Annotated in this window: 19 protein-coding genes; 6 read left to right on the plus strand and 13 right to left on the minus strand. The window is 71.8% G+C overall.

The features are described 5' to 3' along the window. Positions 1-42: 42 nt before the first annotated feature. Positions 43-1,950 (minus strand): S9 family peptidase, encoded by a 1,908-nt coding sequence (locus tag JOF41_RS13050; RefSeq protein ID WP_209619030.1) that lies wholly within the window; start codon positions 1,948-1,950, stop codon positions 43-45. A gap of 86 nt (positions 1,951-2,036) precedes the next feature. On the opposite strand from JOF41_RS13050, the gene JOF41_RS13055 reads away from it, so the two are divergent. Beyond that, positions 2,037-2,975 (plus strand): phytanoyl-CoA dioxygenase family protein, encoded by a 939-nt coding sequence (locus tag JOF41_RS13055; protein WP_209619033.1) that lies wholly within the window; start codon positions 2,037-2,039, stop codon positions 2,973-2,975. On the opposite strand, the gene JOF41_RS13060 is transcribed toward JOF41_RS13055, so the two are convergent. Both JOF41_RS13060 and JOF41_RS13065 read right to left on the minus strand, forming a co-directional pair. Next, positions 2,919-4,247 carry a glycoside hydrolase family 43 protein gene (locus JOF41_RS13060; protein ID WP_209619036.1) on the minus strand — a complete coding sequence of 443 codons (1,329 nt, stop codon included), beginning with the start codon at positions 4,245-4,247 and terminating at the stop codon, positions 2,919-2,921. The two genes, JOF41_RS13055 and JOF41_RS13060, sit on opposite strands and share 57 nt — an antisense overlap. Before the next feature lie 12 nt (positions 4,248-4,259). Further along, entirely contained in the window at positions 4,260-5,660 is a 1,401-nt protein-coding gene (locus JOF41_RS13065; protein WP_209619038.1) for a BNR repeat-containing protein, read from the minus strand. Positions 5,661-5,719: 59 nt separating this feature from the next. Here JOF41_RS13065 and JOF41_RS13070 point away from each other — a divergent pair, with 59 nt between their 5' ends. From JOF41_RS13070 to JOF41_RS38250, 3 genes are all read left to right on the plus strand, one after another. After that, complete coding sequence (locus JOF41_RS13070) at positions 5,720-6,565, plus strand: IS5 family transposase (protein ID WP_372448479.1); 846 nt, start codon at positions 5,720-5,722, stop codon at positions 6,563-6,565. A gap of 1,037 nt (positions 6,566-7,602) precedes the next feature. Beyond that, positions 7,603-7,854 carry a transposase gene (locus JOF41_RS36990; RefSeq protein ID WP_244989578.1) on the plus strand — a complete coding sequence of 84 codons (252 nt, stop codon included), beginning with the start codon at positions 7,603-7,605 and terminating at the stop codon, positions 7,852-7,854. A gap of 137 nt (positions 7,855-7,991) precedes the next feature. Beyond that, positions 7,992-8,255 carry a transposase gene (locus tag JOF41_RS38250; protein WP_307867707.1) on the plus strand — a complete coding sequence of 88 codons (264 nt, stop codon included), beginning with the start codon at positions 7,992-7,994 and terminating at the stop codon, positions 8,253-8,255. Between the two features lie 822 nt (positions 8,256-9,077). Here the strand turns inward: JOF41_RS38250 and JOF41_RS13080 are convergent. Together JOF41_RS13080 and JOF41_RS37755 are read right to left on the minus strand one after the other, a co-directional pair. Next, entirely contained in the window at positions 9,078-10,346 is a 1,269-nt protein-coding gene (locus JOF41_RS13080; protein ID WP_307867401.1) for an MFS transporter, read from the minus strand. 559 nt (positions 10,347-10,905) lie between these two features. Then, complete coding sequence (locus JOF41_RS37755) at positions 10,906-11,040, minus strand: hypothetical protein (RefSeq protein ID WP_268248705.1); 135 nt, start codon at positions 11,038-11,040, stop codon at positions 10,906-10,908. Between the two features lie 89 nt (positions 11,041-11,129). Between JOF41_RS37755 and JOF41_RS37000 the strand changes: the two genes are divergently transcribed. Both JOF41_RS37000 and JOF41_RS37005 read left to right on the plus strand, forming a co-directional pair. Continuing rightward, positions 11,130-11,549 carry a transposase gene (locus tag JOF41_RS37000; RefSeq protein ID WP_244989579.1) on the plus strand — a complete coding sequence of 140 codons (420 nt, stop codon included), beginning with the start codon at positions 11,130-11,132 and terminating at the stop codon, positions 11,547-11,549. Continuing rightward, positions 11,518-11,970 (plus strand): hypothetical protein, encoded by a 453-nt coding sequence (locus JOF41_RS37005; protein WP_244989580.1) that lies wholly within the window; start codon positions 11,518-11,520, stop codon positions 11,968-11,970. The genes JOF41_RS37000 and JOF41_RS37005 overlap by 32 nt, the downstream gene beginning before the upstream one ends. 8 nt (positions 11,971-11,978) lie before the next feature. Here JOF41_RS37005 and rhaS read toward each other — a convergent pair whose 3' ends face one another. The 8 genes from rhaS to JOF41_RS13125 form a co-directional block, all read right to left on the minus strand. Further along, complete coding sequence (gene rhaS / locus JOF41_RS13090; protein WP_209619041.1) at positions 11,979-13,049, minus strand: rhamnose ABC transporter substrate-binding protein; 1,071 nt, start codon at positions 13,047-13,049, stop codon at positions 11,979-11,981. Continuing rightward, complete coding sequence (locus JOF41_RS13095) at positions 13,046-14,044, minus strand: ABC transporter permease (protein ID WP_209619044.1); 999 nt, start codon at positions 14,042-14,044, stop codon at positions 13,046-13,048. The genes rhaS and JOF41_RS13095 overlap by 4 nt, the downstream gene beginning before the upstream one ends. Next, complete coding sequence (locus JOF41_RS13100; protein ID WP_189223506.1) at positions 14,037-15,020, minus strand: ABC transporter permease; 984 nt, start codon at positions 15,018-15,020, stop codon at positions 14,037-14,039. Before JOF41_RS13100 ends, JOF41_RS13095 begins: the two co-directional genes overlap by 8 nt. A 305-nt stretch (positions 15,021-15,325) precedes the next feature. Next, complete coding sequence (locus JOF41_RS13105) at positions 15,326-16,798, minus strand: sugar ABC transporter ATP-binding protein (RefSeq protein ID WP_244989581.1); 1,473 nt, start codon at positions 16,796-16,798, stop codon at positions 15,326-15,328. Between the two features lie 32 nt (positions 16,799-16,830). Further along, positions 16,831-18,300, minus strand: coding sequence for a glycoside hydrolase (locus JOF41_RS13110; RefSeq protein ID WP_209619050.1), 1,470 nt, complete (start codon positions 18,298-18,300; stop codon positions 16,831-16,833). A 13-nt stretch (positions 18,301-18,313) separates the two neighbouring features. Beyond that, entirely contained in the window at positions 18,314-20,233 is a 1,920-nt protein-coding gene (locus tag JOF41_RS13115) for a DUF2264 domain-containing protein (RefSeq protein WP_209619053.1), read from the minus strand. Further along, entirely contained in the window at positions 20,230-21,240 is a 1,011-nt protein-coding gene (locus JOF41_RS13120) for a hydroxyacid dehydrogenase (protein WP_229795564.1), read from the minus strand. Before JOF41_RS13120 ends, JOF41_RS13115 begins: the two co-directional genes overlap by 4 nt. Beyond that, positions 21,237-22,046 carry a carbohydrate ABC transporter permease gene (locus JOF41_RS13125; RefSeq protein WP_209624171.1) on the minus strand — a complete coding sequence of 270 codons (810 nt, stop codon included), beginning with the start codon at positions 22,044-22,046 and terminating at the stop codon, positions 21,237-21,239. The genes JOF41_RS13120 and JOF41_RS13125 overlap by 4 nt, the downstream gene beginning before the upstream one ends. Positions 22,047-22,065: the final 19 nt, after the last annotated feature.

The following is a 22,065-nucleotide window of genomic DNA, read 5'->3' on the forward strand; positions in this document are numbered from 1 at the left end:
CACCACCCGGTGTTCGCGGCAGCGGCGCGATCGGTTCGCCTGTCAGACCGACCGCGTGGACGGGGTGAGCCACCTGTCGAACCAGGCGCGGGTGCGGCGGAGCACGTCGATCTGGTGTTCGCGCCCGCGGATGGAGTGGTTCTCGCCGGGGTAGACCACGTACTCGTGCTCGACGCCGAACCGGCGCAGGGCGCGGTGCAGGTACTCGGCCTGCGACAGCGGCACGTTGGTGTCCTCCGCCCCGTGCAGGATCAGCACCGGCGTGCGGATGGCCGAGGCGTAGGAGATCGGGCTGAGCCGGTCGTGCGGGTGCGGACCGACGCCCTCCCAGCCGGTGCTGCCGCCGAGCGCGGCCTCGAACGCGCCCCACTCGCCGGTGGCCGCCAGCATCCCCCAGTCGCTGATCCCCGCGCCCACCACCGCGGCGGCGAACCGGTCGGTCCGGCCGACCGCCCAGGCGGCGGTGAACCCGCCGTGGCTCCACCCGCCGATGCCCAGCCGGTCGGGGTCGGCGACGCCCTCGGCGACCAGCAGGTCTATCCCGCTGAGGACGTCGGTCCACTCCTCCTGGCCGACCGCGCCCGCCACAGCGGCGGCGAAGTCGTGCCCCCGGCCCTGGCCGCCGCGCGGGTTCGGCAGGAACACCGCGTACCCGGCGTGCGCGAGCCACTGCCCGGACGGCGCCCAGTGCAGCACGAACTCGTCGGCGTACCGGTCGTAGGGGCCGCCGTGGGCCAGGGTCACCAGCGGGAACGGCCCGTCCTGCCGGGAACGCCCCGGTGGCAGGACCAGCAGGCCGTCCAGCGCGAGCCCGTCGCCCGCCTGCCAGGACAGCCGCTGCTGGTCGCCCCACCGGATGCCGCGCAGTTCGGGGCGGGTGTCGCTGCGCCGGGTGAGCGGACCGCCGACGGGGCCCGCGTGCACGTCGTGCGGCTCGTCGGCCGCGCTGACCACCGCCGCGACCACGTCACCGCCCCGGTCGGCGCTGAGCTGTCCGACCCGGCCCCTGATCCGCGACAGCCGCACCGGGCCGTCGGGTGCCAACCGGTGGATCGCGGTGTCCAGACCGTCGGCGACCAGCACCAGCGGCGCACCTCGGTCGACCTGGACCAGCTCCGCCGGGCACGCGGGCAGGCGGGCCGTGAGGTTGCGGTGCGCCCCGGCCGGTCCGGTGTCGGGCACCTCCAGGTCGAACACGGCGGTTCCGCCGTGCAGCCCCGGCGGGGTGAGCGCGAGGTAGGCCAGGTGCCACCCCTCGCCGCGCCACCACGCGGGCGAGTGGGCGTCGGCCGGGGTGGGACCGAGGTCGCGGGCCTCGCCGGTGCCGGGGTCGAGCAGGTGCAGCGCGGGGTTGACCAGGCCGGGATCGATGTCCGGGGTGGACCAGGTCAGCACCGCCAGCGGCCCGCCGTCGGGGCGCTGGACCGCGTCGACCACGTGCCTGCCGCCGAACGACGCGGGCGTGCGGACCCGCCCGGTGCGCAGGTCGAGCAACCGCAGCCGGGACGGGGCCGGACGACCGCGCACCCAGGCGTCAGCCGGGTTCTCCGGCTCGGCGGGCTCGTCGGCGGCGATGATCACCACCACGTCGGGATCGGCCGAGCGGCGGCAGGCGTCGATCCCGACGCGCCAGTCGGTCAGCCGCTGGACGTCCCCGCCGGTGCGGCCGACCCGGTGCAGCTGCGCCACGCCCGGTGAGCCGTGGTCGGACAGGAAGAACAGGGATTCGGAGTCCGAGGCCCACTGCGGGCACGACACGTGGGCCGGTGGCAGGTCCAGCTGCCGCGGCGGCGCGCTGCCGCCAGCCGCGGTGACCCACAACCGGCTCGACGGGTGCTCGCCGGTGCGGCCGATGGGGGCCACGGCGTAAGCCACCCAGCGGCCGTCCGGCGACAGCACCGGGGTCGACGGCGGACACCCGTCGACCACCAGCTCTGCGCTGAGTTCCATGGGCGTGCCTCTCCGCAGCGGCGAAAACTCGTTCGACCGTATCGAATCCGGGCTGCGACAGTGGGCGGGTGGAGCTGAGCGCGGCCGTGAAGAGCCGGCGGGACCAGGGGTTCGCCGTCCTGCCCGGCTACCTGCCCGCCGAGGTGCTGCGCCCGGCGCTGGCCGAACTGGAGCTGATGTTCCCCTCACCGCAGGCGTTCCACGACGGCAGCGACCCGCGGCGGCAGCGCTTCCTCGAAGACGAGTTCGCGGGCATCGACAGCTTCCCCTTCGCCAGCACCGAGATCAGCCTGCTGGCCGTGCACGACCTCCTGATCGACCTCGCCCGGACCCTGCTGGAGGACGACGACCTGCGGCTCTACACGGCCGAGGCGTGGGCGAAGTACACCGGGGCGGCCGACTACGACCAGGCACTGCACCGCGACTACCTCAACCACACGGTGACCGTGCCCAGCGCGGACCCGCGCTTCCGGCAACTGGAGATGTTCGTCTACCTGGTCGACGTGCCCGAGGAGCTGGGTCCGCCGCACCTGGTTCCCAGGACGCGCACGACCGGGTTCGGGGCCAAGCCGAACTGGCTGGTCCCCGGTCCGGCCGACATCGCGGACGACTTCGTCGAACCGGGGCATGCCGCCCTGTACGCGCACGAGGTGTCCGCCGCGGGACCGGCGGGCACGGTGGTGGCCTTCGAGACGGGCACCTTCCACCGCGGCACCGGCCTGTCCCGCCCCGGCGGCGCGCGCTACTCGATGCAACTGGGCTACCGGCGCGCCGAGGTCGAGTGGGGGCACCGCACGGGGTGGGTCGCGGCAGGCCACGAGCCCGCCTGGTACCGGTTCGTGGAGCGCGCCACGCCCCGGCAGCTCGCGCTGTTCGGCTTCCCGCCGCCGGGGCACCCGTTCTGGACCGAGGAGACGCTGGCGGGCACGGCGCTGCGCTACCCCGGCCTGGACCTGTCGCCGTGGCGGTCAGGCCAGCGGCGCGACCACGCTGAAGGAGGCGTCAGCGGCGAACCTCCCGCCTAACTCCCGTGGTTCCACCCTCATCTCCTGGCCCGCGTGGCGCAGGTAGTGGCCGGGGTGGTCGTAGGACTCGAACGACGTGGTCCCCCGGCCCGCCAGCCCGGCCCGGCCGCAGAAGGTCGCGTCGCCGCGGAACCCGGCCGACCCGTCGAACCGGCCCAGCACCAGCGCCGTCCCCCGGTGGCGCAGGAAGTGGCCGGGGTAGTTGGACGACTCGAACGAGTAGCAGTCGGTGTGCGCCAGGCCCGCCACCACGGAGAAGGTGGCGTCCTGCCGGTCCAGGGCCGTGCTCACCGGCTCCAGGTAGGCGACGTTGTCACGGTGCCGCACATACCGGTCGGGGTGGTCGACCGAGCGCAGCGAGCGGTTGCCCGCCGGGACGGCGGTGCGGTCCCCGACCTCCTCCCGCAGCACGGTGAAGTGCCGAGCGACGCCGGACAGGCCCGGCAGTTCCGCCTTCGCGCCGAAGGCCCGCAGGTCCGGGGTGTCGGCGTAGAAGTAGCGGCCCGCGCCGTACTGGTCGAAGTAGATCCGCCACCGCCCGTTGGGCAGCTGCACCAGGGCGGGCCCCTCCAGGCCCGGTCCCCAGCCCGCCCAGTCGCCGGTGCCCACGAAGTGCCACGGTCCCGCCAGCGACCGCGCTACCGCGTGCTCGACGTACTTGGTGGTCTCGTTCTTGAGGAAGTTGTGGTACGTGCCGTCGACCTTGACCAGGAAGCTGTCGATGAAGTTCGCCGGGATGCCCAGCGGGGTCGGCGCGGTCCACCTCGACAGGTCGCCGCGGGTGGCGGTGATCCGGTACGGGCGGAACTGCCCGCCGACGCCCTCGCGCGAGGCGGAGAAGATCACGTGGACGCTGCCGTCGGTGTCCTTGAACCACTCCGGCGCCCACGTGCTGCCGGTGGCGCCGTTGAGCCCCACGGTGAGGGTCCGCAGGAAGGTCCAGTTCACGCCGTCGGTGCTGCGGGCGAAGGCGATGGTGTCGCCGGTCCAACCGGTGGTGTGCACGACGTAGTAGCGGCCATCGGTGTGCCGCATGACGCTCGGGTCGCGGATCAGGCCGGTCGGCGGGGTGTAGGCGTTGGCCCTGACCAGTGCGAAGTCCGTCGCGTCCGGCGAGTCGTAGACGTACATGTTGGACTCGCTGGTGTTGGTGAACGCGGTCATCAGGTAGTGCGGGGCCGGACCGACCGCTTCGGCCGCGGGGGCGCGGACGAGCAGGGCGACCAGCGTCGCGGCCACGGCGAGCACAGCGGTGTGCAAGCGGGTGCGCATCGGGTTCTCCTGTCAACCTAGGCGGAGGTCGGCCACTCTGACAGGCGAGGGCGTCGTGCCGCTGGAGATCTGCTGGTACTGCACGGAGATCACGCCTTCAGCGGGCAGCCGGGAGGTGTCCACGTTCACCTCGCCGAAGGCGTTCATGGCCGGGTTGTCGAACACCAGGGCCCAGTCGGTCCACCCGCTGGCCTTGCTCGCCGACACGATCCTCCCCCTGGGCATGATCAGGTAGGCGTTGTCGGCCCGGTCGAAGACGATCTTCGTGCGCTGGGTGTGGCCGGGGGCCACGGGCACCTCGCGCTTGGTCCACCGGCCGTCGGAGCCGCGCACCAGGTGGAACGCGCGCGCGTACTGCGCGCGCTGCCGGGCGTAGCTGGTGACGCACTGGGTGAACCGGCCGGGCACGTAGCTGATCACCGCGTGCGGCGTGCCGGTGGAGTCGACCGCCTGCCCCTCCTGGTTCATCAGGCCGTGGTTCGGGTCGAGGGGGTCGGCCACCAGGCCCGGCGAGCCGATGCCGACCCTGGCCCGGCCGGTGGTGCCCACCACCGCCCCCTCGCCGTTGCGCCAGGTCCGGCCGCGATCGTCGCTGTAGACGTAACCGGTGTCGTGGTTGGCCAGGCCGCCGGAGCTGCACAGCACGCCCGTGTTGCCCTCGCGCCAGGTGAACGCCGCGTGCAGCCGTCCTCGGTGGTCGTAGGTCAGGCCGTGCAGGTACATGTTGCGCGTCGTGGACACCACGCCGTTGGGGCCGGTGTAGTTCCCGGTCGCTGAGCTCCACGCGCCGAGCTTGCGCCAAGATCCGCCGGAGTACTCGGCGAGCTCGTTGACGCCGTTACCCGATCCCCCCGTCCGGTAGCTGAACTGGAGGACGCCCTCCGGGGTGACGACGAATTGCGGGTAGGTCATGTCGCCCAGCTCGGCCCCGCCGAGCGTGCGCTGCACCGCGCCGAACACCGCTGATCCCCACTGGTGCGCGGCGGGCCGCGAGGCCAGCCCGTCGACGGACTTCGCGTAGTACAGGCGGGTGTTGTGGGTGTCCATCGCCACGTGCAGGGTGCCGTCCTGCGGCGAGATGCCCAGCGAGATCACGTTGTGGGAGTCGTTGGCGCTCAGGGTGTGCGGCAGCGTCGCGGTCTCCCACCGGGTGCTGTCGGCCAAGGAGCGGCGGGCGATTACAGCGTTCCGGCTCGCCGTGTACCAGGCGGCGTACTGGTAACCCGCATGGGTGAGAATGGCGTCCTGCTGGAAGGCGTTGTTGTTGACCAGCCCGTCGTAGGACACGAAGTAGATGCCCGAGCGGTCGAGCAGGGTGTCCGACAGCAACGTCACACCGGGTGCCGCGTGGGCCGCGCCGGGCAGGGTGAGGCCCGCGGCCAACGCCACGGCCGCGGGGAGGGCTTTGCGCATGGCTCCGCCTAGGCAGTGTCCTGTAAGTCTGTGATCAGGGTGTCTGATAGTTCTGGTGGGTGGTAGGCCGTGGTGAGCTGACCGATCGGGCGTGGGCGGCGATCGAGTCGTTGTTACCGGTGTCGGGGCGTGGTCGCAGGTGGCGGGATCACCGTCAGGTGATCAACGCGATCCTGTGGAAGCTGCGCACCGGCGCCCCTGGCGGGACCTGCCCGACCGGTACGGGCCGCGGAAGACCGCGCACGAACGGCTGCGGACCCGGACCGCGTGATCGTCAAGGACGACTCGGTCGGCGAGCTGGAGTGGGTCATCAGCGTCGACCCCAGCGTCGTCCGGGCCCCACCGGCACGCCGCCGGGGCCCGGAAAAAAGGGGGATGCCATCCCTGGGGTCGACGCCCTCGCCATCGACGGGGAAGGACTCGGACGCTCCCAGGGCGGGCTGAGCACCAAGATCCACCTGGCGGTCGACGGACGCGGCCTGCCGATGCGCATCCTGATCACACCCGGCCAGGCCGGGGACAACCCGCAACTGCTGCCGCTGCTCGACGACATCCGCGTCGCCCGCACCGGTCCCGGCCACCCGCGCGTCCGACCCGAGGCGGTCACCGCGGACAAGGCTTACTCGCACACCTCGACCCGACAGGCCATGCGAACCCGCCACGTCCGGTTCACCTGCCCCGAACGCAAGGACCAGATCGCCCGCCGAGCGTCCCTGGGCTCACACGGCGGACGACCACCGGCCTTCGACCTGGGCACAGTCCGCTGGCCAGTCGAACGCACCTTCGCCTGGCTCAAAGGCTTCCGACGACTCCGCATCCGCACCGAACGACGAGCCGACGTCCACCAAGCCATCCTGAGTCCGGCCTGCTCGATCATCTGCCTGCGCAAACTCATTCTGAACTGATCACTAAGCGGCTCAGGCCGACCCGGACGCCGAAATATCAGCGAGCGGGCCAGCCTTCTCCACGATGACAGCCTCCTCGCCGCCAAGGAGCTGTTGGACGCGCCAGGCCCTGTCAGTGTGACTACTCAGGTGTCGAGGACTGTTCGGCGTTGGCGCTGGGTTACGGGTTTTGACAGCCAGGATCGCTGGCCGGCAATGCCCTCGCGTCGAAACCAGGGTAGGCGTCACTGAGCTCCCATTGAGCTCCGCTTGTTCCACCTGGAAGGAGTTGAGGGTCCGTCAGGCCTGACGGAGGCGGGGGATTTTGCTCGGTCCCGTAAAGCCAACCGCGAAGTCTTACGCAGAATCCCGGCCCGACGTAAAGGCCTGCGGTGTGGGCGTAGCCCGAAAAGCGCCCGCCTGGAATCAGGTCATCGTACTGACCGGGATGTTTGTATTGACCGTCGAACACCTGGATGGCACCGATGCCGATCGTGCCTGTATTGCGAACTTCGTTGGCCGTTGGTGACGCTGACGCGGCGGGCGTCAGACCGGTCGCGCCTGCGAAGGCCAAGCCGACCAACACCGTGGCGAGCCCGGCTCTTACCGTCCTGCTCATTGCGTGTTCCCTCCTTTGACGATCACGGCTCCCGTCAACTCCTGACGAGATTCAGCACTCAAAGGTGGCATCTTGGCCTGCGAACCGTTGGAGAACCACGCGAAAGCGTCCGGGAGGCCGGTACGGAGCATCCATGCGCTCGTCGCTCGGTGGACTGATCGGACCACAAATTCCACACGTGGGGTCAATCCCCAGGGTCCCGGCAAAGTCGGATCCGCTGTGTGGCCAGGCGATGTAGGGCGGGCGTTGCAGGACGGGCACGGCGTCCTGGTTGATCATGGATGAAGCCCTTGGTTGATCATCCTTCTTGCGACAGATGGGAGATCACACCAAGGGCTTCGATGATCGGTGTGCATCACACCGGCGCGGGCGCCGCACCGGGGACCTTTCTCGGTTCCGTGAACGGTTCCACCAGTGTCTCGCCGCACGAGCGGATGCGTTGTTCGAGTTGACCGATGCGGCACTCTGTGCCGACGGGCCGGTCACCTCGCTGGTCGAGTTGTCGCTGACGCCAGAGCACCGGCGCGGCCATGGCACCCTGTACCAGGCGCTGAACCAGGGGCGGATCGACACCGACCGGTTCCGCGGTATCGTTGCCCGCCAACCGATTCCGCGCGACAACGATGGCCGCATCATGCCGGCCATCGACATCAGCCACTGGCTGCGCCCGGACGCCGACACCAGCCCATAGCGACTGTTCCGCCACACCTACGGCCGGGGCAAGGGCCGGCCAAGCCCAGGTGATCCCCGGCTGGCCCTACTCCTTCGTCGCCGCGCTGGAACCGGGTCGCAGCTCCTGGACCGCGTTGCCGGACGCTGTGCGACGTGGTGGACCGGTTGATAGTCGCCGGGCACTGGCAGACCGGCGACCCGGAGATCCGGACCGTCGCCGGCAGTGGCTACGACGGTGTCCGGCTGACGTTCCTGCCAGCCGATCTCCCGGTCCCGGTCCTGGTCCGGCTGCGCTCCGATCGAGTCTTGCGTTCTCCCGCTCCGGCCAGAGCGCCCGGCACGCGCGGGCGCCCCGTCCGTCACGGACCCCGGTTCGGGTTCACCAACCCGGCCGGCCCCGGCACAGTCCACCTCCACTGACAGCACCCGCTACGGCGCAGCGCATGCCCAGTCCTGGGACCGCCTGCACACCAAGCTGACGCGGGTCGGCGCCTGGACAGAGCACGAGGACGTGCTACCGATCGTGGAAGGCACCTGGATCCGTTTGCACGTTCAGCCTCTGCCCGGCACCGCCACCCCGAAACCGTTGTGGCTGTGGCACTTCAGCACTGGCCGGGAAGAGGTCACCGCGGCACGGGTGGACCGGCTGTGGCAGACGTTCCTGCGCCGATTCGACCCGGAACACACGTTCCGGGTCTTCGGACAGACCCCGGACTGGACCCGACCCCGCATCCGGGACCCGCAGGCGGCGGATCGATGGACCTGGCTGATGATCGCCGTCTACACCCAGCTCCGGTCCGGCCGGTCTCTCATGGAGGATCGGCGCCGTCCCTGGGAACGCGCACCGGCCACACCCACCCGGTTGTCCCCGGCCCGGGTCCGTCGAGGGTTTCGTGCGATCCGACCGATGATCGCCTTGCCCGCAAACGCGCCGAAACCCTGCCGCCCAGGTCCCGGACGCCCAGCGGGATCACGAAACCGGCTTCCGGCACAACACCATGAGCCCGGCAAGACCCCAACAACGGACATCAAAGGTTAGAACTCAAGCTTGGGGCAGGTAGAGCGGTGACGGATGATTTCCTTGCACCGCGCGGCTGCGTTGGGCGGTGCCTGCGCCGGCATGGGAAGGGGTGGAATGCCCTGCGGCATCTCCCGTTACCAGAGGCGGTTGAGGAAGTGAGCTCACGGCACTCGGAACTCGCCTCCTTCTTCGAAGGGCGCGTGCGCGGGGGACGCGACGCCTCAGGAGAGCGTGCCGGGAGGAAGGGATGCGCGCAGCCGCAGAACGGCCGGGATCGTCAGGGCGGCCAGGATGCCCAGGGTCGACCACAGGACCACGTTCCCCTGGCTCAACAGGCCCGTCAGCAACACCGGGGCAGCCACTTGGGCGACACCCCAGGACAGCTGGAACAGGCCGCTAGCTCGCCCGCCCATGTGCGGCGGCGCCGCGGCAGCGGCGGTCGCGGTGGTGATGGGCGCGAAGATCGCCTCGGCGCCGGATGCCAGCACGCTGAACGCGAGGATCGCTACCGTGGCCAACGACATCGGTAGCGCGGTCAGCGTGGCCAGCGTGGCGAACGAGACGGCGAACAGGATGCTTGCCGTCACCATGCCCGTGCTCCGGTTGCAGCGGGCGAACCACGCGGTGATCGGTCGTTGGCTAGTGACGATGATCACTGTGCTGACCGCGACCGCCGCACCGGGCAGCCACTGGGGGCCACGCAGGACGTCGAACACCACCAGCGGCAGAACGGCGAACTTGCTGACGCTGGCCAGCGCGTAGAGCACGTGCGTGGCGCAGAACGCCACGTACGGCCGGTTGCGGAGCAACAGCAGCCAACTGCCCTTCACCGGCTTGGCAGTCGGCTCGGGAGGAGCGCTCGGCGCACCCGGCACGGGGACTCCGAACAGCAGCACGGCGGCGAGGGCGAAACTGGCGGCGTTGGCCAGCGCCAACAGGTTGTACATCGCGGCACCGGCGATGGCAGGCAGCACAGCCGCGGCGGCCGCACCGATGCCTGCGCCGGTGAACCGGGCGATGGTCTGGGTTCCCATCAACTTCTCGGCGTCACGACCGCTGGTCAGCGCGGTGACGAGCGGAGCGTTGGCCGTCCAGAAGAGCCGATCGCCGATGCTGATGACCGCCGCAAGAACTATCACCTGCCAGGCGCTGGACACGAAGGGGTAGCACAGGAAGCAGGCGCACCGGATGACGTTGCCCGCTACGAGCACGCGAACGAACCCGATTCGGTCGGCGGCGGTGCCGGCCAGCGGCACCGAGGCCAACCCGATGAAACCACCCACGGTCAGCGCCGCCCCGGACTCGACCAGCCCCAGACCGCGTCCGTGCACGAGGAACAACAGCGCGAAGGGCATCCACAGTCCGCTGCCGACGGCGTCGATCACCGTTGAGGCCACGAACCTGCGCCGCGCCCCCTGTGTGACCACGTCATCTCTCGCCGGGGAGAGAGCTTCGGACATGGGTGCGCATTCCCTCTCGGCGAACGCCACGGGCACGTGAATGCTATCGACTGTCGGGCTGGTGATCTTCGGGTTGTGACAAATCGAGGGTGTGGTTGTGGTTGAAGGCGATTCGGCCGGCGTAGGACCGCACGGGTCGGTGGTGGCTCACACCGATGCCGGCGTGAGCCACCACCGACCCACACGGTGCGATCGTGATCCGAGCGGTCGTGCCCGATGCGACGACTGGCGTCTGCTGGTGATCGAGCGTCAGCATGGCTGCGGGTGGGATTCCATTGACCGAGCTGGTTGTGGTGGGGTCGTCCCCGACCACCAAGCGCGCACGCGGGGCGGCGCGGAGCTTCGGCCCTGACCGAAGCTCCGTAGAGCTCCAATTCCAAACCGCCATACGTATAGCGCCGATCAACCACAGACGATCGTGTGGCACGAGGTCATGGGCTACCCCGACACCGTCCACGGTGGGCTTGTGGGCCTCGTCAGCCGCAGGGTCGACAGATCGTGGTCCAACCGGCGGGCACGGCCCTGGGATCGATCACCACACTGGACGGGTCGCAAACCCCGGCGTCTTTGATCTTGCAACCCTCGGGTCCTATCCCTTGGTGCGACGGTACTTCGCCCAATCGACGACGGCGTCCACCAGGAAGCCGCCCAGCAATGCACCGGCGAGCACCGTGGCCCGCGAAGCCTGATCGCTGAAGATGAACGCGATGATGTTGACGACCACGACGAACGCACCGGCGATGATGCAATGCCGCTTGCTTCGACGCGGATCGACGTCACTAGCTTGAGTTTTAACCTTCGGGTGGTGTCTGCTTGCCCCTGGTTGATCATGCGTGCAGCCCTTGGTCGATCATTCCTTCTTGCGACAATTGGAAGATCGACCAGAGGGCTGCGGTGATCAGTGTGCCTCACGCCGATGGCAGGCGTGTCGACGGGGAGTTGTCCGGATTCCGGCGTGAGTTCTACGGGTGCCTGCCCCGGCGTGCGGATGCGTTGTTCGAGCTCGCCGATGCGGTGTTGTGTGCCGATGGGCCGGTACGCTCGATCGCGGAGTCGTCCCTGGTGGGCGAGCATCGGCGAGGGCATGGCAGCGGGTATGCCGCGCTCGCTCGCGGCGGGATCGACCTCGCGCGGTTGCGGACCGCGTTGAGCGCGGTGTCGATCCCGCAGGCGGCGGGCGGGCGGTTGGTGTCACCCACGGTTGACCCACCGCATCGCCTGGGCCGCCCATGACGAGGAGCTGCCGATCCTGGAAGGCACCGTGATCCGGCTGCAGGTCGAGCGTCTGCCATCGGGCGCGATTCCGAAACCCGTGTGGCTCTGGCACTCCCGCACCGGCCTCACCTGCACCCAGCTCCGCCTCGCCCGCGAACTTGCCACCGACCCGCGTCGTCCCTGGGAGAAACCCCGGCCGACCCAGCGGCTGAGCCCGTCACGGATCCGCCGGGGTTTTCGGAACCTGCGTCCACAACTGGCCTGTCCGGCCTGTGTCCCGAAACCCTCTCGCCCCGGCCCGGGACGCCCCACAGGACTGCCCAACCATCAGCCCGCGGCACGCCACGACGTCCACACCGTCACCAGCACAAACAAGCAGAAACCCACACGCGGCAAGAAGACCAAGTCGAGCACCCACGCCCCCCGCCGAACAGGTTAAAACTCAAGCTAGAAGTCGTAGTCGTCGATGTTGGCGGCGTCGAAGGTGGTGGGCGGACCGAGGATGACCTCGCCGTGCTCGCCGATGGTGCGCTCGCCCAGCGACCCCGCTTCGAAGACCTCGCCCTGGGCCCCGGTGATCCGCCCCGAGGCCAGTGCGGCGGCGGCGTACCCGGCGAGGTAACCCAGCTCCTCGGGGTCCCACAGGGCGAAGGCGGTGACCGTGCCGTCCTTGACGAACTGCCGCATCTGGTTGGGCGTGCCCAGACCGGTCAGCGCGACCTTCCCCTTCTGCGGCGAGGTCGACAGGTAGCGGGCCGCGGCGGAGATGCCCACGGTGGTGGGCGCGACGATGCCCTTCAGGTCCGGAGTGGACTGCAGCAGCGCCTGAGTCTCCTGGAAGGACTTCTGGTCGTCGTCGTCCCCGTAGGCGACCTTGACCAGTTCGATGCCCGCGTGCTCGGGTTTGTCGAGCTCATCGCGCATGAACTCGATCCACGTGTTCTGGTTGGTGGCGTTGGGCGTGGCCGACAGGACCGCGATCTTGCCCCGGCCGCCGATCTGCTGGGAGATCATCCGGATCTGCGAGCGGCCGATCTCCTCGGAGTCGGCCTGGTTGACGAACACCCGGCGGGCGTCGTGGGCGGCGTCGGAGTCGACGGTGACCACCGCGACGCCCTCGGCCATGGCCTCCCTGAGGGCGGGCGCGACCGCGTCGGGGTCGTTGGCCGCGATGACGATGGCGTCCTGGCGCTGCTGGACCAGCGTGGTGATGTAGGAGACCTGCGAGGACGCCGAGGCGTCGGACGGGCCGACCTCCTTGCCCTCGCCCTTGAGCTCCCCGACCGCGGTGATGCCGCCGCGGTCCATGAGCGCCTCGTAGGGGTTGTCGATCTCCTTGGGCAGGAAGGCGACCTTGAGCCCCTCCTTGATCGGCGCGTTCGGATCGGCCTTCGCGGTGCCCGCACCCGCGTCGGCGGTGGGCGCGGACCCCTTGGTGGTGCTGCCGCACCCGGCCAGGAGCAGCAGCGCGGCCAGGGTGGCCGCCGCGGCGCGGTTCGGCGTTCGGGGATGGGTCATCGTCGAGCCTCCTCTGGAACGGGTGCGGGAACAGCGGCCGGGGCGGTGCGGCGGCGGGCGCGCAGCGCGCCTGCCGCCACCGGGACCAGCACCGACACGATCAGCAGCAGTCCGTTGACGACGTTCTGGACCTCGTTGGTCACGTCGTTGAGCAGCAGCACGTTGCGCAGGCCAGCGGTGAGCAGCAGGGCGCCCGCGACGCCCAGCACCGTGCCGCGCCCGCCGAAGATCGACACGCCGCCCAGCAGCACCGCGGTGACCGCGACCAGCTCCAGCCCGCTCGCGTTGTCGGCGCGGGCGGTGTTGTAGCGCAGGGTGTAGACCAGCGAGGCCACCGCGCACAGCAGCCCGGAGGCGACGAACAGGGCGAACTTGATCCGCCGCACGCGGATGCCGGAGAAGCGCGCGGCCTGCTCCCCCAGCCCGATCGCGTACAGGGCGCGCCCGACCGGCGTGGCGTGCACGACCACCGCGATCGCCGCGCCGACGACCAGCACCAGCAGCGCGGAGAAGGGCAGGAAGGTGCCGGGGACCGCGTCGGTGGCGATCGGCCGGTAGTTCTCCGGGAACCCGGTCACCGCGCCGTCGCCGAGCACCACGTAGGCCAGTCCCCGGTACAGGCCCAGGGTGCCGATGGTGACCGCCAGCGAGGGCAGGCCCAGCCCCACCACCAGGACGGCGTTGACCGCGCCGAGCAGCGCGCCCGCCAGCAGCACCACCGGTCCGATCGTCTCGAACGGCACACCGGCGTCCCACAGCACGCCGGTCAGCGCCGAGCACAGGCCCAGCGTCGAGGCCACCGACAGGTCGATCTCGCCGACCAGCACGACCGGCAGCAGCGCCAGCGCCAGCAGCGCCACCGCGGTGTGGTCCAGCAGCAGGAAGCCGATGTTGTCGGCGTCGGTGAAACCGGGCGTGGTCGCGGCTCCCGCGACGAACACCGCCGCGCACAGCACCAGCAGGACCGCCTCCCAGCGCAGCGGCTTGTCATCCACGGCGCGCTCCTCTCCCCGTTCGCAGGCGTTCGACCACGCGCAGCAGCACTGCGCGGTCCAGCGAGATCGCCACCAGCAGCGCCGCCCCGTCCACCGCCCGCTGCCAGAAGGCGGGCACGCCCAGCACCGGCAGCGCACCGGTCACCGTGGTCAGCAGCAGCGCACCCAGCGCCGCACCCAGCACGGTGCCGCTGCCGCCGAAGATCGCCACGCCGCCGACCACCACCGCGGCCACCACGGCCAGCTCACGCCCCGTGCCCACGGAGGCGTTGACCGTGCCGAAGTACGCGGCGTGCAGCACGCCGGCCAAACCCGCCAGCGTCCCGGAGAGCACGAACGCGCCGAAGACCCGCCTGCCCGCCGGGATGCCCGCCAGCCGCGCGGCGTCGGGGTTGGAGCCGATGGCGTACAGCTCGCGACCGGATCGGGAGTCGCGCAGGGCGAACCCGACGACCAGCAGCGCGACCAGCGCGATCAGCGCGAGGTTGGGCACGCCCAGCACCGAGCCGCTGCCGAAGGCCAGGAACCGCGGGGACATCCGGTCGGCGTTGACCTGGTGCACGCCGGAGGCGCTGGCCCAGCCGTAGTCGACGCCGCGGAAGACGTACAGCGTGCCGAGGGTGACCACCAGCGCGGGCACCTTCGCCACGGCCACCAGCGCGCCGTTGAGCGCCCCGCACGCCGCGCCCAGCGCCGCACCCGCCAGCACCACGAGCACCACCGGCGTGTCCCGGTCGGCCAGGAACAGCTGGCCGGACAGGAACGCCGCCAGCCCCAGCACCGAGCCGACCGACAGGTCGATGTTGCGGGTGATCACCAGCGGCGCCTGCCCGATCGCCAGCAGCGCGACGATCGAGGCGTTGAGCAGCAGATCATGCACCCCACGGCCACTGACGAACGCCGGGTTCACCGCCGCCGTCACCCCGACCACGACCACCAGCACCAGCGCGACGCCGCTCTCCCGCCCCAACCTCACACCGAACCACCTCCCACCACCACCCACTCCGCGCAATGCCGTCCTTTCCCAACCACCACGCGAGGCCGCGTCGGTCTGTCGGGATGCCTTTCGGAAAAAATCACGCTCTTCGATTTTTTCCGAAACGCGTCCCGATGGACCGACTTCCGGGCGGCCGAGCCGCCGTCTGCGAAGCAGCGGCCATCCAACACAGCCGCGTCGGTCTGTCGGGATGCCTTTCGTGCCGATCACGCCCTTCGATCGGCACGAAACGCGTGCCGATGGACCGACTTCCAGGCGGCCGAGCCCGACCCGGCAGAGCCGGGTCAATCCAGCACAGCCGCGCGCATCACGGCCTCCTCGGTGGCCGACTCCCCGGACAGCTCGGCGGTGATCCGCCCTTCCCGCATCACCAGCACGCGGTCGGCCATGCCGAGCACCTCGGGCAGCTCGGAGGAGATCAGCAGCACGGCCATGCCGCGCGCGGCCAGGTCCGACAGCAGCGCGTGCACCTCGACCTTCGCGCCGATGTCGATGCCGCGGGTTGGCTCGTCGACTATGAGCACCGTCGGCTCGGTGGCCAGCCACTTGCCCAGCACGACCTTCTGCTGGTTGCCGCCGGAGAGCGTGGCGGCCGGGTCGGACAGCCGCCGCTGCTTGATGCCCAGCCGCCGCGCCCACCGGGCGGCCAGTGCCCGCTCGCGCGAGCGCCGGGTCAGGCCCAGCGGCGAGACCTGGCGCAGCCGGGCCAGTGCCGCGTTGCGCTCGATGGGCAGCTCCGGCACCAGCCCCTGTTCGCGGCGGTCCTCCGGGACCAGCGCCAGGCCGCCGCGAATGGCCGCGCGCGGGTCGCCTGCGGGCAGTTCGTGTCCGTGCAGCAGCACGCGGCCGTGGTCGCGGCCGTCCACGCCGAAGATCGCCCGCGCCACCTCCGAGCGGCCGGACCCGACCAGGCCCGCCAGTCCGACCACCTCGCCCCGGCGCACCGCGAAGGAGATGTCCTCGAACGCCCCCGCCCTGGTCAGCCCGCGCACCACCAGGGCATCCGCGCCCGGCTCGGTGTCGCGGCGCGGGAACAGCTGCTCGACCGGGCGGCCGACCATGGCGCGGACCAGCGCGTCGGCGTCGAGTTCGGGGACGGTCCCGGTGGTGACCGGGGCGCCGTCGCGCAGCACGGTGACCCGGTCGCACAACTGGTAGACCTCGTCCAGGCGGTGCGAGATGAACAGCAGCGCCGCACCCCGCGCGACCAGACCACGAGCCACTTCGAACAGCCGTCGCACCTCCACCGGCGACAGCGCAGCGGTCGGCTCGTCCATCACGATCACCCGCGCGTCGGCGACCAGCGCCTTGGCGACCTCGATGAGCTGCCGGTCGGCCACGGACAGCCCGCGCACCGGCCGGGCCGGGTCGACGCGCACGCCCAGCCGCCGGAACACCTCCGCGGTGCGGCGGTGGGTCTCGCGCCGGTCCACCCGGCGGCCCGCCCGCAGCGGCAGCGCGCCCATGAACACGTTCTCGGCCACCGACAGGTCCGGGAAGCAGGCGGGTTCCTGGTGGATCACCGCGACACCGTGGCGGTGCGCTTCGCGCGGCGACGCGAAGCGCACCGGACGGCCCTCCAGCAGCACTTCGCCGCTGTCGGGGCGGTGCTCGCCGCCGATGATCCGCACCGCGGTGGACTTGCCCGCGCCGTTCTCGCCTGCCAGCGCGTGCACCTCCCCCGCGTGCAGCGACAGCGAGACACCGCGCAGCGCCTGGACCGACCCGAAGGTCTTGGAGACCTCCCGGAGGGCCAACCGCGGTGCCTGAAACGTTTCATTCGTTCGTGTCACTCCACCACCCCGTCGACTTGGAGCGTCTGCACCGAACCCGCGGCGAAGGGCACCCGGACCGACTTGCCGTCCACGCGGGTGTCCAGGTATCGGGTGTACCGGTCCCCCGCGCCCGAGGTCAACGTCGCCCAGCGCGGCACCTGTCCGTCCGCTCCCCCGGTCACCTGGCCGAAGCGGGACAGGTCGAAGGTCAGCGCCTGCGCCGCGCCGGTGTTGACCGCGACGATCACCAGGCGTCGCCCGGCGGGGTCGTAGGCGGCGACCGCGTTGTCGACGCCGGTGGGCAGCACGCGCATCCCCGGCCGGATGTGGCGGGTGAACTGCGCCAGCACGTAGTACTTGGTCTGCACCGCGCCCGCCCGCAGCGTGGTCGGGTCGTAGTGGATCGCCGCCCAGCCCGCGCTGGGGTCCATCACCTGCCAGTAGCACCACGCGGTGGGGCGCAGCCAGCGGAAGTCCAGGCACAGGTTGCGCGCGGTGGTCAGGCCGGTGCCGTCGCTGTCTCCGGTCTCGGAGTTCCACAGCTTCTTGCCCGCCGCCCGGACCTCGCTGTGCAGCAGGTCGCGACGACCGCCGGAGCCCTGGTAGCCGTGCACGTTGACCTGCCCCACCAGCGCCCTGGTCTGCGCGTCGAAGCTGTTCCATGTGGTGCGGGCGAGGTCGTAGCCGGTCTCGTCGGACGCCGAGACCACGATGTTGGACAAGCCGCGCTGGTCCAGTTCGGCGCGCAGGTGGGCGATGATCGTGCGCTGGATACCCGCGTCGACGTGGCAGCCCTCCTGCTTGCCGTCGGCGCGCCACCAGTCCGAGGAGGGCTCGTTGAACGGGTCCACGGTCGCGAACGACACGCCCCAGCGGTCCTCGGCCTGGCGGGCGGTGGCGGCGAGGTGGGCGGCGTGCTGGCGGTAGTTCCACGGCTGGAGGTTGTTGCCGCCGTCGGCCGCGCCGGAGGGGTTGTGGTTCAGGCACATCCACCACATCGGCGAGTTGGCGAACAGCTCGCTGACCGCGCCCCGGCGGGTCGCCTTGACCAGGGCGGCGCGCTGGTTGGCGTCGGCGTCCCAGTTCCACGCCGAGGACGCCGGGTCGGCGTTGTTCCAGTCCTGCCAGAAGCCCTCGATCTGCTTGAAGCGCGGGATGTTGGGCGAGGCGACCATCCGCTCACCGCCGACGCTGTTCCAGCCGCACGCGCCGAGGTTGTAGCGGGCGATGTTCAGGCCGAGGCCGGGCAGCGCGGTGCCGTTGTAGGTGACGGTGCCGGTGGTGAAGAACAGGTCGGCGAAGTCGTCCCGGTCGCCGAAGACGTTGGCCCACCAGGCCAGCGACGTGCCCCAGCCCTCCCAGGCGCCGTAGTCGGCGGCCGGGTCGATGACGATGGTGGCGTCCGCGCGTGCCGCGCCGGGGCCGAGGGCTGCGCCCGCGACGGCGGCTCCGGCGGCGGTCAGCAGGGTCCTGCGGGTGACCATGAGCTCCTCCTGTTCACGAGTCGCCGGGGCGGTCCGGCAGGGTGATCCGGGTGGTGGGCCCGTCGTGCCAGGCGACGGTGACGCGGTGGCCGTCGTGGGCCCGCTCGACGGCCAGGGCGGGGAGAACGGGCTCGGTGGTGCGGCGGTCGAGCAGCACCGCGGCGGCGAGCACACCGCCGGTGTTCACGGCGGACAGCCACGGGGTCGCGGTGACCGCGCCCAACGCGGTGGCGTCGCGCCGGAGGTCGACACCGGCTCCGGTGAAGCCGCGCAGCGGGGTCACGCGCGAGCGCAGGTCGACGCCGCGGACCTCCGCGTGCCGTTCCGCGGCGGTGGCCGGTTCGGTGTCGGCGGAGATCGGCCAGCCGCCCAGGCGCAGGCGGCGCCCGTCCGCCTCGTGGACCATGGCCAGTCGGACCTCCAGCCCGTCGCGGACGAGCGAGGCCACGGTCATCCGCGGTCCCGGCGTCACCGGTCCGGTGCGGCCCGAGCCGTGGTCCGGCGAGTCGTCGGCGCTGGTGTCCACCCAGCGCGTCGGCCCGGTCGAGGCTCCGGCGAGCACGCCGCCGGGCAGTTCGCGGACGAACAGGGTGGTGAACCCGGCCCGGTGGCTCGGGCGGCCCGCGGCGTCCAGCAGCACCACGGCGTTGTCCACCGGCTCGGGCAGCGGCGCGGTGGCGGTCGAGTAGCCCAGCCGCGCGTACAGCGGCGCGTCGGAGCGGGTGTCGCCGGGCAGCGCGTGGTCGGTGCCGTGGTTGAGCACCAGCGCGATGCCGTCGTCGCGCCGGGCCGAGAGCAGCCATCCCGGCGCGGCCACCACGCGGGCGACGTCGCCGGTCTCCACCGGCAGCGGCAGCTCCACGTCGGTCCACGCGGGGTGGTCGGCGGGCAGCGCCAGGCCGAGCATCCCCTTGGCCGCCCAGTACGGCGACCCCGGCCCGGAGTAGGACTGCCGCAGCGCGGGCCACGCGCCGTGCCAGCCCAGCGTGAGCAGGCCGTCCCGGTCCGGCGCGGCGCGGTCGGCGAAGTGCCGCAGCACCCCGCTGGCCGCGCGGCGCAGCAGCCCCGGAGCGCCCACGCCGGTCAGCGCCCCGACCCAGAACGGCGCCGCCGCGGCGAACCGGTAGGTCAGGCTGCGGCCCTGGAACAGCGGCGAGCCGTCCGCGCCGACCAGGCGCACCGCGTCGTCGAGGTAGGCGGCCAGGTCGGCGGTCCACTGGTCGCGGACCTGCACCGGGCACAGCGTGCCGGTCACGTCGAACAGGTGCGTCCACAGCAGCGGGTACAGGTGCAGGGCCCAGCCGGTGTAGTGGTCGTAGGCCCGCTCATGGCCGTCGCTGAGCCACCCGCCGGGGCGGCGCAGCGAGGCGTGCACCGCCAGGTCCTCGGCGATGTCGTCGGCCGACCACGGGCCGCCCACCTCGCGCAGGAACGACTCCACGACCACGCGGAACCACACCCAGTTGATGGGCGGGTAGGGCTGCCCGACGACGGTGGCCAGCCAGGCCACCACGCGCTCCCGCACGGCGTCGTCGAGCCGGTCCCACAACCAGGGCCGGGTCAGCTGCAGCACCAGCGCGATCGAGGCCGCCTCGACCTTGGCCTGCCCCAGCCGGTCGGGGCGGGGCCACGCCTCGGGCGAGGCGGAGTCGGTGCCGGTGGCGAGGCCGCGCGCGTAGCGCTCCAGCAGGCCGCCCGGATCACCGCCCCGCCCCGCGACCCGGAACCCGGCGAGCAGGAAGGTGCGCGCGAAGCCCTCCAGCCCGTCGGACTCCCGGCCGCTGCGGCTGGCCGGGCCCGGCAGGTCGATCCGGGCGCGGCCGGGCGACCAGTGCGGGTCCAGCGCGGCCAGCACCCGGTCGGCGAGCGCCGCCCAGTGCGCGCGGGTCCACCCGGTGAACGGCGACCGCGCCCGGTCCTCCGGCGGGATCACGCCTCCACCGCCAGCGCCCGCCTGGTCACCGGGGCCAGCGGGGGCAGCCCGGCCCCGTAGCGCTCCAGCTCGTCCAGCGCCGCCGCGCTCATCCGCCGCGTCTCCGACCCCAGCGACCCCGCGACGTGCGGGCTGATCAGCACGTTCGGCAGGTCGTACAGCGGGGAGGAGGCGGGCAGCGGCTCCGGGTCGGTGACGTCGAGCACGGCGTGCAGCCCGTCCACCGCGCAGGCCCGCTCCAGCGCCGCGGTGTCCACCAGCACCCCCCGCGCGGTGTTGACCAGCGTCGCCCCCGGCGGCAGCGCGGCCAGCTCGGCGGCCCCGATCAGGTGCCGGGTCCGCGGCAGCGCGGGCGCGTGCAGGCTCAGCACGTCCGCCTGCGGCAGCGCCTCCGCCAGCGCCACCGGCACCGCGCCCGCCGCGCGCACCGCCGCCGGGTCGGCCACCGGGTCCACCACCAGCAGGCGCGGGAAGTCCAAGCGGCGCAACAGGTCCACCACCCGGCGGCCAACGCGGGAGAAGCCGACCAGCACCACCGTCCGGTCCCTGGCCGACAGCTCGCCCCGGCGCTCCCGATAGCTCCAGTCCTCGCGGTGGGCGCGCGCGTCGGCGGCCAGGAAGGGCACCTTCTTCAACGCCCACAGCACCGCCGCGACCGTGTACTGGGCGACGGGTTCGGCGTTGACACCCGCCGCGGTGGTGACCCGCAGCCCTCGGTCGAACACCGCGTCGCCGACGTGACCGCGCACGCTGCCCGCCGCGTGCAGGACCGCCCGCAGCCGGGGTGCGGCGCGCAGCACCGCCTCGTCCAGCGGCGGACAGCCCCACGAGGTCAGCAGCACCTCCACCTCGGCCAGGCGGGAGCGCACCTCCGGCGACCGCAGCTCGTCGGTCACCAGCGGGTCGCCCACCCCGGCCAGTTCCCGCAGCCGCGCCAGCTCGGCCGCGCCGAACTGCACGCGCATCGTCTCCCGGCTCATCACCAGCAGCGCCTCCGGGCGCCTCACCGCGCGCTCCCCGCCGCCAGCCCGGCTCGCCACTGCCGCCGCAGCACCAGGAACGCCACCACCAGCGGCAGCACCGCCAGCAGCGATCCGGTCACCACCAGCGGCGTGTACTGCGGGAACTGCGACTGGCGGGTGCTCCACTGGAACAGCCCCAGGCTGAGCGGGAACAGCTCCGGGTCGGTCAGCAGGACCAGCGGCAGGAAGAAGTTGTTCCAGATCCCGACGAACTGGAACAGCAGCACGGTCACCACGCCGGGCCGCATCATCGGCAGCGCCACGGCGAAGAAGGTCCGCAGCTCGCCCGCTCCGTCGACGCGCGCGGCCTCCAGCACCTCGTCGGGCACTGCGGCCTCGGCGTAGACCCTGGCCAGGTAGACGCCGAACGGGTTGGTCAGCAGCGGCAGGAACACCGCCAGCGCGGTGTCCACCACGCGCAGCTGGGAGGCCAGCAGGTACAGCGGCAGCGCCAGCGCCGTGGTGGGCACCAGCACGCCCGCGAGGGTGAGCGCGAACAGCAGCCGCCTGCCGGGGAAGCTGGTCTTGGCGATGGCGTAGCCGCAGGCGGCGCAGATCAGCGCGCCGAGCACCGCGCCGCCGCCCGCGTAGAACGCGGAGTTGCCCACCCAGACCAGGAAGATCCCGCCCTCCTGGGCGAACAGCGCCGCCAGGTTGGCACCCAGGTGCCACTGGCCGAGCTCGAACGGGCTGGTGGTGGAGAACTCGCCGAGCGACTTGGTGGCCGAGGTGGCCAGCCACACCAGCGGCAGCAGGCTGTAGAGCGCGGCCAGCAGCAGCACCAGGTGCACCGCCGGGACCGACGTCCAG

Source organism: Saccharothrix coeruleofusca, assembly GCF_017876325.1.
Lineage (GTDB): Bacteria > Actinomycetota > Actinomycetes > Mycobacteriales > Pseudonocardiaceae > Actinosynnema > Actinosynnema coeruleofuscum.

What these genes read in the sequence shown, in the direction of transcription:
- JOF41_RS13060 (WP_209619036.1), bottom strand. Translation starts at nt 4,247, where the DNA reads ATGCGCACCCGCTTGCACACCGCTGTGCTCGCCGTGGCCGCGACGCTG.
- JOF41_RS13050 (WP_209619030.1), bottom strand. Translation starts at nt 1,950, where the DNA reads ATGGAACTCAGCGCAGAGCTGGTGGTCGACGGGTGTCCGCCGTCGACC.
- JOF41_RS13065 (WP_209619038.1), bottom strand. Translation starts at nt 5,660, where the DNA reads ATGCGCAAAGCCCTCCCCGCGGCCGTGGCGTTGGCCGCGGGCCTCACC.
- JOF41_RS13110 (WP_209619050.1), bottom strand. Translation starts at nt 18,300, where the DNA reads ATGGTCACCCGCAGGACCCTGCTGACCGCCGCCGGAGCCGCCGTCGCG.
- rhaS (WP_209619041.1), bottom strand. Translation starts at nt 13,049, where the DNA reads ATGACCCATCCCCGAACGCCGAACCGCGCCGCGGCGGCCACCCTGGCC.